This is a genomic window from Paractinoplanes abujensis, from assembly GCF_014204895.1.
GTDB classification, from domain to species: Bacteria; Actinomycetota; Actinomycetes; order Mycobacteriales; family Micromonosporaceae; genus Actinoplanes; species Actinoplanes abujensis.
On the sequence record NZ_JACHMF010000001.1, the window covers coordinates 6,771,210 to 6,784,918 of the forward strand.

Consider the following 13,709-nt stretch of genomic DNA (forward strand, 5'->3'; position numbering starts at 1 on the left):
ATGTTTCGGCAGTGGTGTTGCTTATTGAGTTGTGTGGGTGTTCCGGAACTGCATTCGGGCGCAGCGGTGCCCTGGCTCGGTTTCTTTCTGCCCTGACCCCGCTTGTCGACGTGCGCCCATGGCGCTTCGGTGCGGTGCATGTGATTCAGGCGTGGTTGATTCGCCGCTTGTTCGCAAGCGGTTGGGGAATCGGGCCGGAACGCGGACACCGAAGCCGGTGCCGTGCCGGTGACCGGCGATCGGGCGGATCGCCGTACGCCATCACTCAGTCAGGTGAGACGGTCGGTTCCTCGGCGTCGTGCCGCCGGGCCTCGACATCGGACGCGATCGCAGCCGCATGGCTCACCATGGCGCTGCTGGCGATCGCGGCCGGCAGGAAGGCGGCGGAGCCACCGTCCGTCGGAGTCCCCGACCCGCTGGTCGGAGTGCCGCTGACGTCCCCGAGGTGCAGCCGCAGAGGTGCCGCGGGTCCGTTTCTCCCGGGGGTGCTGTCCTCCTGCGCCGTCTCCGGCGCCGCGATCACCGCGTGAGCGGTGCGGTGGTGCCGGTGGGCGGACGGTGCGGAGGAGGCCTTGCCGCGCCTGACCGCGGCCACGGTGTGGTGACCGGCGGCCGGCGCGGGCCGGGCCTGGTCGATCGCTTGCTGTTCCGGCTGCTCCGGCCGCGGGCGAGTCTCCTCGTGCGGCGGGGAAGCGGCCGGTTCTTCCACCTCGTACGGCGGCTCCTCGTCGGCCGGGAGCTCGTCGGAGCTCGGCCGCTCGGAGTCCTGCCGGTCGGGCGCCGCTTCGCCGGTGAGGCGAATTGGGGCGGCGACCTCTCCCAGCACCGCGTCGACGTCGGCGAAGACGTCCACAGTGGCCGGGGGGACGTCGTGGACCTCGTCGTCGCGCGTCCGATCCAGCCGGGTCAGAACCGGCCGGGGTACGTCGAGGATGTCGGCCACGAACTGGTGATCGTGGTGTGCCGGTCGAGTGTTCTCCAGCGGCTGGACGGCCGCCTGCAGGAGATCGGTGACCGGCGAGGCGACGTCGAAGCCCGTCACGGAGCCGAGCAACGAGCCGTCCGGCCCGTCGGCACGGTCCGCGGCCTGGGCCGCAGCGCCGGTGAGCAGCCAGGCCGCACCGGCCAGGCCGCCGACGACGAGCACACGCAGACCCCACCGGACTCCGGTGTGTCGCGCACGGTTCCCCGACCGCCGCTCCGCCCCCTGGATGTGAGGCGGCAAGGGCGTGGGTTCGCCGGCGAGCGGAACCGACGGCGACAGGAACGCCACGCGCGCTGCGCGCCCGGCCCCCAGTCCCGTCATGGATCCGCCCCTCGTCGTTTCGGCTGAACCGATGGCCGCTTCTTCGCCGGTGGTGTTTCTGCGAACCGGCGGTATCGGCCACTCGATATTGGTAACGAAACGACGGAGGGCGGGTCACGCGAACAAATAGGAAAAATGATCGCCGGTCAGGGGCGGAGAATCACACCAATCTGGTCCGCGGTCCGGCTCGAAGAACACCCGACGGGAGTGTGCGACCGAGCAGCTTCTCGGCCGTCTCGGCGGTGCTGATCAGGCGATCCAGGTCGATTCCGGTGTCGATGCCCATGTCGTGCAGCATGTGGACGACCTCCTCCGTCGCCACGTTCCCGGAGGCGCCCGGAGCGTACGGGCAGCCGCCGATCCCGCCGACGCTCGCGTCGAACTCGGTGATCCCCAGGTCGAGCGCGGTCACGATGTTGGCCAGGCCCGTGCCGCGCGTGTTGTGGAAGTGCAGCAGGTCAGGGCGTACGGCGGAAAGAAGGTCACGCACCCGGCGCGGGGTCGCCATGCCGGTGGTGTCGCCGAAAGCGATGCGGTCGGCACCGTCGGCCCGCACCCGCGCCACGATGCCGGCCACCCGATCGGGGTCGATGTCGCCCTCGAACGGGCATCCGAAGCTGGTCGCCACAATCACCTCGACGGTGGCGCCGGCCTCGTGGATCAGCGGAATGAGCGAGGCGATGTCGTCGAGCGACTCGTCGGTCGAGCGATTCAAGTTGCGCCGGTTGTGAGTGTCCGAAGCGGACACCACGACCTCGATCTCGCGGAAACCCGCGGCCAGGGCCCGCTGCGCGCCCCGGGTGTTGGGGATCAGCGCCGAATAACGGATCTCGGGGTGACGGTTGACCCGGGCCCACACCTCGTCGGCGTCGGCCATCTGCGGGATCGCCTTGGGATGGACGAAGGAGACCGCCTCGATCCGCCGGACACCGGTCTCGCTCAGCGCGTCGATCAGCCGGACCTTGGCCTCGGCCGGAATCGGATCCTCGTTCTGCAGGCCGTCGCGGGGGGCGACCTCGCGGATGCTCACCATCACGTCCGTCACCTCATCCGGGAGACGATGCCGGTGTCGTAGTCGCCCGAGAGGAACTCCTCGTTCTCGAGCAGCTCGGCGAAGAAGGGCAGATTGTTCTTGGGACCGGCGATCTGAAAACCGGCCACCGCCGTACGGGCTCGGGCGATCGCCTCGTCGCGGTCGGCGCCGAAGACGATCAGCTTGGCCATCAGGGAGTCGTACGACATGCCGACCGTGGTGCCCTCGGCATAGCCCGCATCGACCCGGATGTCGTCGCCGGTCGGCTCGACCCACGTGGTGACCTTGCCCGGGCCGGGCAGGAAGCGCCTCGGATCCTCGGCGTTGACCCGCAGCTCGATCGCGTGGCCCCGGGTCGCGCTGCTCACGGTGACCTCTTCGCCCGCCGCGATGAGCAGCTGCTGCTCGACCAGGTCGATGCCGTGGATCAGCTCGGTGATCGGGTGCTCGACCTGCAGCCGGGTGTTCATCTCGAGGAAGAAGAACTCGCCGGTGACCGGGTCGAGCAGGCACTCCACCGTGCCGGCGTTGCGATAGCCGACCGCTTCACCCGCCTTGACCGCGGCCGCCAGGAAGCGTTCGCGCAGCTCGGGGTCGACGGCCGGGCTCGGGGCCTCCTCCACCAGCTTCTGGTTGCGGCGCTGCACCGAGCACTCGCGCTCGGAAAGGGCGATCACGCGGCCGTCGGGCAGACCCAGGATCTGCACCTCGACGTGGCGTACCCGGGGGAAATAGCGCTCGATCAGCACGTCGCCGCTACCGAACATGCGCTCGGCGAACGTACGCACCTTGCCGAGCTCGCGGCGCAGGGCGTCCTCGTCGTTCGCGACCGCCATACCCATGCCGCCGCCGCCCGCGGCCGCCTTGACCATCACCGGGTAGCCGATCGCGGACGCGGCCTCGATCGCCTCGCTCTCGGTGGCAACCGGCTCCTGCGTGCCCGGAGCGACCGGGACGCCGGCCGCGGCCATCAGGTTGCGCGCGTTGATCTTGTCGCCCATGGCCTCGATCGCGTCAGCGCCCGGGCCGACCCAGATCAGGCCGTTCTGTTCGACCAGACGGGCGAAGCCGGCGTTCTCACTGAGGAAGCCGTAACCCGGGTGGATGGCCTGGGCGCCGGTGGATTTCGCGGCGGCCAGGATCGCGTCGGCGTTGCGATAGCTCCGGGCCGGGTCGGCCGGGCCGACACAGACCGCCTCGTCGGCCTCGCGGACGAACGGCATGTCCTCGTCGGCGTCGGAATGCACCGCGATCGTGCGGACGCCGAGCCTGCGGGCGGTGCGGATGATCCGGCGGGCGATCTCGCCCCGGTTGGCGATGAGCAGCGAGTCGATCATCGTTGACCTTCTCTTCTCTTTGTTCAGGCCCTTGTGAGGCCGTTGTCTTCCGCTTTCAGCAGGCCCTTATGAGGCCTTTGTCCGAACGCTCTCGGCTCGCGACCCGCATTTCCTACCGCCCGATCAGGGCGTGCATCGTGGCCTCGCGCAGCAGGGCCGCCCGGCGGCGACGGTCCACCTCGCCGCCGAGGAAGGGGGTCGAGTTCATCAGACCGAACGCCGAGTGGGCGAGCACCCGGGCCTCGGGGGCGTCGAGCTCGGGACGCAGCGTGGCCAGCACCCCCACCCACTCCTCGACGTAGAGGCGCTGGAGGCGGCGGATCTGGCGGCGCGGCTCCTCGGGCAGACGGTCCAGCTCGTGCAGGTGCAGCGCGATGACGGCCGGGTTGTTCAGCGCGAACTCGACGTGGAAGTCGATCAGGTCGGCCAGCGCGGCGCTCGCGTCCTCGGGGTGCTGGCCGACGCGGGCCTTGCCGCCGTGCAGCAGGCTCTCGCTGACCGGGATCAGCGCGGCGACCAGCATCGCCTCCTTGCCGGCGAAGTGGTGATAGAGCGCCGGGCCGGTCACCCCGGCCGCCGAGCCGATGTCGTCCATCGAGACACCGTGATAGCCACGGGCCGCGAAAAGTCCGACCGCGATCTCGAGGATCTCGTCGCGGCGCGACCGCCGCCGGGGCGCGGGCGGGCCCTGACGCTGTTGCTGATCAACCGTTGTCACGTGGTCACTTTAACGCGCTGTCAACCCCCGGCCTTAACGGGCGTTCAGGATGTGGAACGGCCCTCCACCGCGGCCACCGCCTCGTCGTGCACCCGCTGGGCCACATCGCGGCTTGACGAGTCGGCGGGCATGCGCGCCAGCAGTGCCCGCAGCAGCGCCTCGGCCTCGGCCGCCCGGCCCGAACGCAGCAGCGCCTCGCCCCGCATGCCCTCCAGACGGTCGGCCTGATCGGTCGCGCCGATCGAGGTCAGCCGCTCGGGAGCGTCACTCAGATGCGGCAGCGCCTCCTCGTAACGCCCGCGGGACATCAACAGGTTACCGGCCTCGTACGCGGTCAGCGCGTGCTGGAAGACCGCGTTCGGCTCGGCGGCCAGCTCCGGCGGCAACTCGTCGAACTTCCGGTCGATCTGTTCGATCACCTCCAGGCCGCGGTCGGGCTGGTCGGCGTAGCTCAAGGCGCCGACCCCCCGGCGCAACGCCCGCAGCTCGCCGATCAGGTCACCCGACTCCCGCAGGGCCGAGGCCGCGGCCAGGAAAGTGTCGGCCGCCTCGGCGTCGCGATCCATGTCGTAGAGCAGGCCGGCGGCGTCCTCGGCGATCTGGCCCCGGCCCGCCGGGTTGCCGTCCAGCCGCTCGATCAGCGTGCGGTAAAGGGTGAGGGCGCCGTCGGGGTCGCCGATCTGGCGATACAGCCCGGCCAGCAGATAGCGCGCGTTGTCGGCCGCATCGTCGTCCTCGAGCGTTTCGAAGCCGGCCAGCGCCTCCTCGGCCACCTCGGCCGCTTCGACCGGGCGGCCGGCCAGGCGGTAGGCGTTGGCCAGGTCGTAGCGGGCGTGCGCACCGGCGGCGTCGAACCCGGCTTCGGCGCAGAGGGCGACCGCCTCGACCAGGTCGGTGATCGCCTCGTCGGGCCGGCCCAGCTGCATCAGGGCGGTGCCCCGGCCCAGGCGGGCGGGCAGCGCCTTGGCCTGCTCGCCGGTGGCGATGACGCCGCTGAACACCTCGACCTGCTCGGCCGGGTCGCCTAGGGCGTGCCCGAGGATCGTGCCGGCCTCGGCGATGCGCCGGGCGGGCCCGTGGACGCGATAGAACTCCCACGCCTCACGCGCCGCGGCCAGTGCCTCGTCGTGCCGGTGGCCGGCCATCCGGTTGCGGGCGCGCAGCATCGCGTGCATCGCCACCATGCGCGGCTCACCCGTCCGGGCGGCCAGCTCGTCGCCACGGTCGCTGGCCTCGTTCGCCTCGTCGAGACGGCCGTTCATCAGGTGCAATATGGACAGCCGGGCCCAAGCGTCGGCCTGCTCGAAGGCGCCACCGTGCTGCTGCTGATAGTCGACGTCGGCCCGGACCGGCGCCTCGTCGACCGGCTCACCGGCGTATCCGCGATCGAGCGCGATCCGGGCCCGCAGCGCACTGGCTTCCCGAGCCGCATCAGCCTCGCCGGCACCCGTCCCGCTTCTCGCGCTCGCGCCACCCGCGCCGCTTCCCGGAACTGAGCCGCCGTCGGCAACCGCGTCGGCCGCACCCGCGACGCTCCCCGCGTCCGCGCCGCCGCCCGCGCTGCTCCCCGCACCAGCACTGCTGCTTGCGCCGCCGACCTCGGCGAACAGGTCGACCGCCCGTGACCAGTGCTCGCCGGCGCCGGCCGAACGCATCCGGTTGCCGAGCATCACCTCGCGACGCGCCCGGAGCAGCGGGTCGTCGAGGTGCGGGAAGCGCGCGTCGAGCGCCTCCAGCGTCGCGGTCAGGGCGGCGTCCTGATCGTCGCGCCAATGCTGCCGGGCCAGATCGAGCAGCTCGGCCGCGCTCGCGTCGACCGGCACATTCGGTTTGTCCGGCTGGTCGGTGAAGACGACAGCGTGCGCGGAGTCAGACGCGACAGCCGGAGTGGCCGGACCCGCGCGACGGGCTGTCGGTGAGAGGGGCAGCACCACCCCGTACGGCTCGGCGGCCAGGTCGGCGGCGATCCACCGGCTCTGGTGGTCGTTGCCGTTACGCTCGTCGAACTGCTTGGCCAGCTCGGTGGCGCGGGCCGCCAGCTCGACACCCAGCGCCGAAGCCGACAGGTCGTCGTGGTCGCGCCGATGGATGATCGTGTCGCCGTGGCCGAGGTCGGTCAGCCGGCGCAGCAGCATCGCGGCGTCGGCCGAGAAGTGCATGTCGGCCGAGGGCGACGGCGCCTTGTCGAGCCAGTCGATGTGCCGCTGCAGAATCTCCAGGCCGCGGTGCTCGTTGCCGGTGCGCGCGCAGAACGCCAGGTGGGTGCCCAGGCTGCGCAGGTCGGCCAGGTTGCCGCGTTCGAGGCGATAGGACCGGCGGTGCGCGTCGGCGGCCTCGTCGAGGCGGCCCGTGCGCACGTAGGCCACCATCAGCTGGCGCAGGATGCCTTGGGGCTGCTCGGTGCAGTCGAGCGCGCCGGAGAGCACCGGCTCGGCGGTCGCGATGACGTCGTCGTACCGCTCGTGCTCGTTGTAATAGCCGGCCACCGCGGACGGGTCGCAGCCGATGCAGTCGGAAAGGTCGTCGCGGGGTGCGGCCTGCCAGCGGGCGAACCAGTCGGCGGCCTCGGGCGCACCGACGTGGTCGGCCACCAGATAGCGGAGCTTGTAAACCGCCTGCTGGCCGTGACCGTCCTCGCGGTAGCGCCGCTCCATGTCGTCGAGCACCGCGTAGGTGCGCTCGAGCGGGATCTGCGGGAACTTGGTCATCGAGCTGACCATGGTCTTGAACTGCCAGAGCAGTTGATGCTTGCCCGGCCCGTGGTGGGCGCCGGGGTTGCGGTCGAAGTCGGCCACCGTCCACGAGAAGCTGACGAACGCCTTGGCCGGCTCGCCGCCGTAGGTGTACGCCGTGGTGGCGAGCAGCCGCGCCGCGAAGGCGAGCCGGGGGTCGTTCACCGTGTCGACGTGCCGCACGATCTCTTCGACCAGGGCGATCTGCGCCGCGCCGTAGGGCAGCGCGTACGCCTGGTGATACAGCTCCCAGAGCTCTTCGGCGGTCCTCATTTGTCCTCCCCCGGGACGGCCCTGTCCAGCAGGCCCAGGAACGAGCTGGTCAGCAACGCGGCGTCGGCGGGGCGGATCGGGTGCTGCCCGAGCATCAGGGCCTGGCCGTAGAGCGACTCGACGGCGAGGCCCGCGAGCTCCGCGTCGCCGATCGCGGTGATCCGGCGTACAAGAGCGTTGCGGTGATTGAGAACGAGCTGCGGGCGGTCGACGGTCGTGACCCGCGAGAGCGCGTCGAGCACGCCGCCCCACAGGTCGTCGGCGGTGTCGCGGCTCTGACTGAACTGCTCGTTGAACGCGGCGGCCCGGCTGACCAGATAGAGGGCGGGCACGCCGGCCGGGTCGAAGCCACGCACCACCACCTCGCAGCCGAGCCGGTCGAGGCGGCGCTGGGCGGCGGTCAGGAACGGGCGCAGGCGCAGCTCGGTCTCGGCGTCGAGGGCTGTGAACCGGGCCGCGACGTCGGACGGCTCGAGGCGCTCGACGCGCACCTCGGGATCCACAGTGGCCAGCCGCTCGATGATGTCGGCGTGGTACACGATGCCGCCGTTGATCACCCCGAGGTCCTGCGCGGCGGCGACCGACGCGAGCTGCCGGAACTCGTCGTGCCCGGCGGCGTAACGCAGCACGCCGTGGCGCTCGCGGAACTCGGCCAGCGTGACGAAGCCCATGTTCGTCTCGACCGGCACCCACTGCTCGACCAGGCGCAGCATCTCGTCGTCGTGCAAGGCCAGCGCCATGACGCCGAGGTGGTGGATCGAGAGGAACTCCCCCAGCCGGCGCGGATCGGTCGAGGCCAGCCGGACCAGCCAGCCCCGCAGCTGGTCGGCGATCGCCTCGCGGGTGTCGGCGAGCAGGCCGTCGTCGTAGAGCGCCTCGCGGCTGGCGGTCGGCCGCAGCTCGGTGCTGTCGACCACGCAGCGGGCGAAGAACGCCCACTCGGGCAGCAGACCCTCGACGCTCTCGGCCAGCAGCATCCGCTTCAGATAGACGCGGTGACCGCCCCGGGCGGCCGGGTTCACCGGGGTGGGCAGCACGAACGCCACCCCGGTGAGGCCGGCCTCGGGCACGTCGAGCGGCACCACGTCGAGGGGGCGGAAACCGAAGACCTCTTGCGCGTACGCGTTGAGGTCACCACCGGGCCACGGAAGCTCGCCGGTCGTCACCTCCACGGTGTCGACCTCCACCCGTACGGGAAGCAACGAACCGTAAAGTCCGGCCAGCTCACGCACCGTGGCGGCGGACAGCAGGTGCTCGGAGCCGCGGCGGGGCACCAGCGTGACAGTCGTGCCCGGTTCGCGGTCGCCGCCCGGACGGACGTCGTAACGCCCGTCGGAATAGCCGGTCCAGAGCACGGGCTCGGCCCCGGCGCGCCTGGTGTGCACGCGGATCTCGTCGGCCACCAGGAAGCACGAGAGCAGACCGATGCCGAATTGGCCGAGGAACTCGTGGCGGGCGAAGCCGAGCTCGTCGCGCTTGGAACTGCGGCCGATCGTGGCCAGCAGCTCGTGGACCTGCGCCTCGGTGAGGCCGATGCCGTTGTCGCTCACCCGCAGCGCGTCGGCGCCCGTGGTGATCGACACCAGGCCGGGCGAGCCGGCCGCGGTGATCGCATCGACCGCGTTTTGCAGCAGCTCGCGGACGTAGACACGCGGGCTCGCATACAGGTGATGGCTGAGGAGATCGACGATGCCACGAAGATCGACCTGGAACGTGTTGCTCACGGCGGAGAAGGTACCGCGAACGGGCGACAAAAACGGGGCGGTGGGCCACCGCCCCGTTCCGGCCGTCTAGCTCAGGCCGCCCGGCTCCGAGCCCGTGACGATGGGGGCGCGCACCAGGTTGCCCCACTCGGTCCACGAGCCGTCGTAGTTGCGCACCTGCGGATAGCCGAGCAGGTAGCGCAGGGCGAACCAGGTGTGGCTGGACCGCTCGCCGATCCGGCAGTAGGCGATGATGTCGTCGCCCGACTCCAGGCCCAGCTCGTCCCGGTAGATCTTGGCGAGCTCGTCGGCCGGCTTGAACGTGCCGTCCTCGTTCGCCGCCGACTTCCACGGCTTGCTCACCGCACCCGGGATGTGGCCGCCGCGCAGCGCGCCCTCCTGCGGGTACGCCGCCATGTGAGTCAGCTCACCCGTGTACTCCTGCGGCGAGCGCACGTCCACCAGCGGACGCCCGCTGCTGATGTGCCCCATCACCTGATCACGGAAGGCCCTGATCTCGGCGTCGTTGCGTACGGGAACCGGGTAGTCGGCGGTGGGTCGCTCAGTGCGGTCACGGGTCAGCTCGCGACCCTCGGCCGCCCATTTCTGCCGTCCGCCGTCGAGCAGGCGCACGTCGCGGTGGCCGAAGAGGCTGAAGACCCAGAGCGCGTACGCGGCCCACCAGTTGAAGTTGTCGCCGTAGAAGACGACCGTGTCGTCGCGGCCGATGCCCTTGGCCTCGCAGAGCGCGGCGAAGGCGGCCGGATCGAGATAGTCGCGGGTGACCTGGTCGTTGAGCTCGAGGTGCCAGTCGACCTTGACCGCGCCCGGGATGTGCCCGGTGTCGTAGAGCAGCACGTCCTCGTCCGACTCGACGACCACGAGGCCGGGCGTGCCGAGGTTGGCCGCCAGCCACTCGGTGGTGACGAGCTTGTCGGGATGCGCGTACGCCTGGAGCGCAGGCGATGGATCGTTCGCAACAGACATGATTGCCACGCTATCCCTACTGGGTTGCGCTGAAGGGAGCCAGTTCCGGACGCTTGGCTGTGATCGACTCGCCGGACGAGTGGCCACGCAGGTGCCGGCTCACCCACGGCGCGAGGTGCTCACGGGCCCAGCGCAGGTCGGCGCCGCGGGCGAGCAGCCACGGCGTGGGCTCGGGGGTGGGCGGCACCAGCATCCAGTCCTCGTGCACGCCGACGCCGAGCGCGCGGAGCACGTGCCCCGCCGTACGGCGATGACCGGCCGGGGACAGGTGCAGCCGGTCGGGCGCCCACATGTGCGGATGGTGGAAAGCGGTGTCGGCGAACAGGTCGACCAGGTGCGCGCCGTAGCGCTCGGCCAGCCGGCTCGCGCCGTCGTTGAGCACGGCCGCCCGGCGGCCCAGGATGGCCGGCAGGTTGACGGTGACGTCGGCGAACCGGAACAGGATCACCTCGGCACCCGACTCGCGCAGCCTCCGCACCACGCCGTCGAGCTGATGCACCAGGGCGTGCGGATCGACCCGCAGCCGCAAGGCGTCGTTACCACCGGCCGCGATGCTCACCAGGTCGGGTCGCATGGCCAAAGTGGGTTCGAGCTGTTCGTCGACGATCTCGTGCATGACCTTGCCGCGGATCGCGAGATTGGCGTAGCCGAAGTCGGGCCCCGAGTCGACGGCGAGCCGCGCGGCCACCAGGTCGGCCCAGCCCCGGAAGCTGCCGTCCGGGTACGCGTCGTTCAAGCCCTCGGTGAAGCTGTCCCCCATAGCAACGAAGCTTCGATAAGCCATCGCCGCCCCCTTAACGTGCCCTCAATTTTTCTCGTGGGGAACACGTTTCCACTCGATCAAGAGGCTGGGTAGCGTGACGATGGCGACACCCCGTAAAGGGAATGCCGACGGTGGGTCGACTTCCCTACGCTGCTCGGCATGCTGTTGCGAATGTCCACCTTGCTCCTCAAAACCCTGCGCGAGGAGCCGGCGGACGCGGAGGTGCCGAGTCATCGGCTGCTGCTGCGCGCCGGTTTCATCCGTCGCGCCGCGCCGGGTGGCTACACCTGGCTCCCGCTCGGCAAGCTCGTGCTCGACCGCGTCTCGGCGGTGCTGCGCGACGAGATGACGGCCGTGGGCGGCCAGGAGGTGTCGTTCCCGGCGTTGCTGCCGCGCGAGCCGTACGACGTGAGCAAGCGCTGGACGGAGTACGGCGACGACATCTTCACGCTGCAGGACAGGCGCGGTGGTGACTATCTGCTGGCGCCGACCCACGAGGAGATGTTCACGCTGCTGGTGCAGGACATGACCAGCTCGTATCGAGACTTCCCGCTGCTGCTGTTCCAAATCCAGACTAAGTATCGCGACGAGGCCCGGCCCCGGGGCGGGCTGCTGCGGGGGCGCGAGTTCCTGATGAAGGACGCCTACTCGTTCGGCCTCTCGGAGTCGGATCTGGTGGACGCCTATGCGGCACTCCGCGCGGCCTACCAGCGAGTCTTCGCTCGGCTGGGGCTGGCCCACACGATCGTTTCGGCCATGTCGGGCGCTATGGGCGGGTCCGCGTCCGAGGAGTTCCTCGCCACGTCCGAGGTGGGTGAGGACACGTTCGTCGGCTGCACGCGGTGTTCCTACGCCGCCAACACCGAGGCCGTCGTGACTGTCCCGCCGCAGGCCCTGCCCATGGCCGCCCCGGCGCTGGAGGTGCACGACACCCCCGGCACCCCCACGATCGCCTCGCTGGTCGACCTGGCCAACGCCCGGGCGCTCGGCGGCCGTACGGACTGGACAGCGGCCGACACCCTGAAGAACGTGGTGGTCACCGTGCACCGGCCCGGCGCCGACGACGAAGTGCTGGTGATCGGCGTGCCCGGCGACCGCGAGGTCGACCTCAAACGGCTCGACGCGGCACTCGCGCCGGCCACGGCCACCCTGTTCGACGACTTCGCCGCACGGCCCGACCTGGTCAAGGGTTACATCGGGCCGCAGGCCGTCAAGGCGCGCTACCTGGCCGACCCGCGGGTCGCACCCGGCACGGCCTGGCTGACCGGCGCCAACGAGCCCGGACGGCACGCGATCAACGTGGTGGCCGGCCGTGACTTCGCGATCGACGGCACGATCGAGGCGGCCGAAGTGCGCGCGGGCGATCCCTGCCCCGCCTGCGGCTCGGGAGAGTTGACCATCCGGCGCGGCATCGAGATCGGCCACATCTTCCAGCTGGGCCGGCGCTACACCGACGCGTTCCGGGTCGATGTGCTCGGGGTGGACGGCAAGCCGGTGCGGCCGACCATGGGGTCGTACGGGATCGGGGTGTCCCGGGCCGTGGCTGCGATCGCCGAGCAGCATCACGACGAGCGCGGGTTGCTGTGGCCCGACGAGGTGGCGCCGGCCGACGTGCACATCGTCGCCGCGGGCAAGGACGGGCAGATCGCATTCTCTCTGGAGCTTGCGGAGACGCTGGTCGGGCACGGGGTGCGGGTGCTGGTGGACGATCGGGCCAACCTGTCGGCCGGGGTGAAGTTCACCGACGCCGAGCTGATCGGCGTTGCCCGCACGGTCGTGGTGGGACGCAGGCTCGGCGAGGGATTCGTCGAATTTCGTGATCGCCGCACAGGCGAACGGAACGACGTGGCGGTGACGGACATACCACGTGTAATCGCTACTTCACTCGGGTAACTCCACTACCAACGGGAGGTGTATGCGCATGGTCAGAACGCTCACGTCGGTCGCCGAGGTGATGACCCGGCAGGTCGTCTATCTGCCCGAGGCGACGATGCTCGACGAGGCCGCGCAGGTCATGCGCGACCGCAGCATCGGCGACGTGGTGGTGACCCGGGGCCCGACCATGATCGGCGTGGTCACCGACCGCGACATCGTGGTGCGGGCGATCGCGGAGAACCTGCCACCCAAGACGACCTCGCTCGGCGACATCACCGCCCACGAACTGATCATGGTTGAGCAGTCGGCCACGGTGGAGGAAGCCGTGCACGCCATGCGCGAACGTGGGGTGCGGCGGCTGCTGGTCTGCGACGCGGATCGCAAGGTCGTCGGCATTCTCAGCCTGAGCGACGTGGCTCTGATGCCCACCTCGGCTTAGTCCAGCGCGGCGCCTGCCCGCTTGGGGGCGGCTGGGGCTCGGGCCGGCTTGAGTGGGCCCGCTCGGGGTCGGGTCTGTGGCTTCTCTGCGCGTTAGGGTCGGATCCGTGACCGACATGCCCCCGAAACTCGCCGAGATCGTGGACGAGTTCGCCTCGGCGCCCCGCGACGTGGTGCTGGAGATGCTGCTCGAGTTCGCCGACGCCATGCCCCCGCTGCCGGCCGACCTGGCCGGGCACGAGGGCATGGAACAGGTGCCCGAGTGCCAGACCCAGTTCTTCCTCAAGGCGACCGTCCGCCCCGACGACACGGTCGAGGTGTTCTTCGACTGCCCGCCCGAAGCGCCGACCACGCGGGCCTTCGCCGGCATCCTGGCCGAGGGGTTGCAGGGCGCCTCGACTGCCGAGATCCTGGCTGTGCCGGACGACCTGTACGCCCGGATGGGCCTGGCTCAGGCGATCAGTCCCCTGCGCATCCGCGGCGGAACGGCCATCCTCAGCCGCCTCAAGCGCCAGCTCGCCACCGCATCCTGACCGGCGCCGGA

Annotated in this window: 11 protein-coding genes; 3 read left to right on the plus strand and 8 right to left on the minus strand. The window is 70.7% G+C overall.

Translation table 11 applies throughout. The features are described 5' to 3' along the window. Positions 1–265: 265 nt before the first annotated feature. The 8 genes from BKA14_RS31020 to BKA14_RS31055 all read right to left on the minus strand — a co-directional run bounded on the left by BKA14_RS31020 (position 266) and on the right by BKA14_RS31055 (position 10,873). Positions 266–1,147 carry a chromosomal replication initiator protein DnaA gene (locus tag BKA14_RS31020; RefSeq protein ID WP_184954327.1) on the minus strand — a complete coding sequence of 294 codons (882 nt, stop codon included), beginning with the start codon at positions 1,145–1,147 and terminating at the stop codon, positions 266–268. A gap of 319 nt (positions 1,148–1,466) precedes the next feature. Continuing rightward, positions 1,467–2,339: a hydroxymethylglutaryl-CoA lyase gene (locus BKA14_RS31025; protein ID WP_184957060.1), complete on the minus strand. Its 873-nt coding sequence runs from the start codon at positions 2,337–2,339 to the stop codon at positions 1,467–1,469. A gap of 8 nt (positions 2,340–2,347) precedes the next feature. Then, on the minus strand, positions 2,348–3,676 hold the full coding sequence (locus BKA14_RS31030) for an acetyl-CoA carboxylase biotin carboxylase subunit (RefSeq protein WP_184954328.1): 1,329 nt from the start codon (positions 3,674–3,676) through the stop codon (positions 2,348–2,350). A 112-nt stretch (positions 3,677–3,788) separates the two neighbouring features. Further along, positions 3,789–4,394, minus strand: coding sequence for a TetR/AcrR family transcriptional regulator (locus BKA14_RS31035; RefSeq protein ID WP_184954329.1), 606 nt, complete (start codon positions 4,392–4,394; stop codon positions 3,789–3,791). A 44-nt stretch (positions 4,395–4,438) separates the two neighbouring features. Further along, positions 4,439–7,399 carry a tetratricopeptide repeat protein gene (locus tag BKA14_RS31040; protein ID WP_203722498.1) on the minus strand — a complete coding sequence of 987 codons (2,961 nt, stop codon included), beginning with the start codon at positions 7,397–7,399 and terminating at the stop codon, positions 4,439–4,441. Further along, entirely contained in the window at positions 7,396–9,123 is a 1,728-nt protein-coding gene (locus BKA14_RS31045) for an HSP90 family protein (RefSeq protein WP_184954330.1), read from the minus strand. The genes BKA14_RS31040 and BKA14_RS31045 overlap by 4 nt, the downstream gene beginning before the upstream one ends. Before the next feature lie 66 nt (positions 9,124–9,189). Next, a complete protein-coding gene (locus tag BKA14_RS31050; protein WP_184954331.1) occupies positions 9,190–10,089 on the minus strand; it encodes a sulfurtransferase in 900 nt (299 codons plus the stop codon). A 16-nt stretch (positions 10,090–10,105) separates the two neighbouring features. Next, entirely contained in the window at positions 10,106–10,873 is a 768-nt protein-coding gene (locus BKA14_RS31055) for an SGNH/GDSL hydrolase family protein (RefSeq protein ID WP_184954332.1), read from the minus strand. Between the two features lie 138 nt (positions 10,874–11,011). Here BKA14_RS31055 and BKA14_RS31060 point away from each other — a divergent pair, with 138 nt between their 5' ends. The 3 genes from BKA14_RS31060 (at position 11,012) to BKA14_RS31070 (ending at position 13,698) form a co-directional block, all read left to right on the plus strand. Next, positions 11,012–12,745, plus strand: a complete 1,734-nt coding sequence (locus BKA14_RS31060; RefSeq protein ID WP_184954333.1) for a proline--tRNA ligase — start codon at positions 11,012–11,014, stop codon at positions 12,743–12,745. Positions 12,746–12,773: 28 nt separating this feature from the next. Next, entirely contained in the window at positions 12,774–13,166 is a 393-nt protein-coding gene (locus BKA14_RS31065) for a CBS domain-containing protein (protein WP_184954334.1), read from the plus strand. Positions 13,167–13,272: 106 nt separating this feature from the next. Beyond that, positions 13,273–13,698 carry a SufE family protein gene (locus BKA14_RS31070; protein WP_184954335.1) on the plus strand — a complete coding sequence of 142 codons (426 nt, stop codon included), beginning with the start codon at positions 13,273–13,275 and terminating at the stop codon, positions 13,696–13,698. Positions 13,699–13,709 lie beyond the last annotated feature (11 nt).

Coding starts and splice junctions, on each gene's coding strand:
- BKA14_RS31025 (WP_184957060.1), bottom strand. CDS start 2,339: ATGGTGAGCATCCGCGAGGTCGCCCCCCGCGACGGCCTGCAGAACGAG.
- BKA14_RS31030 (WP_184954328.1), bottom strand. CDS start 3,676: ATGATCGACTCGCTGCTCATCGCCAACCGGGGCGAGATCGCCCGCCGG.
- BKA14_RS31040 (WP_203722498.1), bottom strand. CDS start 7,399: ATGAGGACCGCCGAAGAGCTCTGGGAGCTGTATCACCAGGCGTACGCG.
- BKA14_RS31050 (WP_184954331.1), bottom strand. CDS start 10,089: ATGTCTGTTGCGAACGATCCATCGCCTGCGCTCCAGGCGTACGCGCAT.
- BKA14_RS31055 (WP_184954332.1), bottom strand. CDS start 10,873: ATGGCTTATCGAAGCTTCGTTGCTATGGGGGACAGCTTCACCGAGGGC.
- BKA14_RS31060 (WP_184954333.1), top strand. CDS start 11,012: ATGCTGTTGCGAATGTCCACCTTGCTCCTCAAAACCCTGCGCGAGGAG.
- BKA14_RS31065 (WP_184954334.1), top strand. CDS start 12,774: ATGGTCAGAACGCTCACGTCGGTCGCCGAGGTGATGACCCGGCAGGTC.